Annotated in this window: 1 protein-coding gene; it reads left to right on the top strand. The window is 34.9% G+C overall.

Going from position 1 to position 1,022, the window contains the following annotated elements; translation table 11 throughout:
- The first annotated feature begins 726 nt into the window (after positions 1 to 726).
- Positions 727 to 864, top strand: a complete 138-nt coding sequence (locus OQX61_RS24215) for a hypothetical protein (protein WP_265844422.1) — start codon at positions 727 to 729, stop codon at positions 862 to 864.
- Positions 865 to 1,022 lie beyond the last annotated feature (158 nt).

Here is a 1,022-nt window from a genome sequence, read left to right as displayed (position 1 = left end):
CGTATCCTTAACTACATGATTCACAGTCTGTAAATCGTAAAAACAAATCATGCAGGATGTACCAACAACTCAATTCCATCTGTATTCTAAGTAAAAGCTATTTACAATTACCTTTCAAAAAGATAAGCCTACTGAACAGCATTGTTATTAAATAGGGAAAACAAGCGCATTTTCAATCGCGCCTGAAGCTTTTTGCTTTCTATAAACTGATCAGATCTATAAGTAAAGCCTGATTAAGTATAATAAGACCGCTCCCCTATAGTCTTATAACCGTTTTGGCTTCCCCTGGTTGTTTCTAAGTTTCCAAATCCCACTATAAATCCAGATCAATGGGAGGACTCGTAAATTATTCCTGGGTTTTATTACGATCCCCGTTTATCTTAAAGCACTATTAAATATGTGTAAAAATCAGAGCATCCCTTAAAATATCTAAATTTTAAGGGATGCTCTGATTTTGGCATTAAACGAGCAGATAGTTGTCATGCTCGTCTTAATATTTCAATTATTCAAGGTTAACCCAAATGCTAACTTAAAAAGCATTCTAAACTCCTGCTCCATTAATGAGCAGTTCGGCAAGATTAAAATATTTCCAGAAGAAAAATCAGATAGCCAGCCCGGCTAGCAATCCAAAGCTGCAACCATAATTATAAAAAAACGGCCAATCATATTCCATGAATGAAAAGAAAAATACAAAGGAAATAAATTGACTTACCAAAGTAGTACCAAATGACAGACGCGAAAAGATCTGAGCGCAGCATCGTTACAAAAAAGATCAAAGCTACTAAAAGAAATAAAATGATTGAAGCAGAAGTACTAAATGCAGATTGTCCGACGGAATCAAATGATAAGAATCAGAACCATTAGAGCTTCATCCTGAATAGCTAAACAGGTACTATAAGTTTTCAATAAAGGCATTCCAAAAGCTGTTGCTATGTAATCTTATTCTACAAGTCATATAAGCTGGATCCAGAATAGCGAACAAAGGACTTAGATACAAAGCTAATGGAGTTACAATCCTGCGT

The organism is Pedobacter sp. PLR (genome assembly GCF_026239675.1).
Lineage (GTDB): Bacteria > Bacteroidota > Bacteroidia > Sphingobacteriales > Sphingobacteriaceae > Pedobacter.
Note: the sequence above shows the minus strand (reverse complement) of the source record. Positions and strands in the feature narration are given on the sequence as shown.

Excerpts from the sequence above, each read along its gene's own strand:
- OQX61_RS24215 (WP_265844422.1), top strand. The coding sequence starts at position 727 with ATGACAGACGCGAAAAGATCTGAGCGCAGCATCGTTACAAAAAAGATC.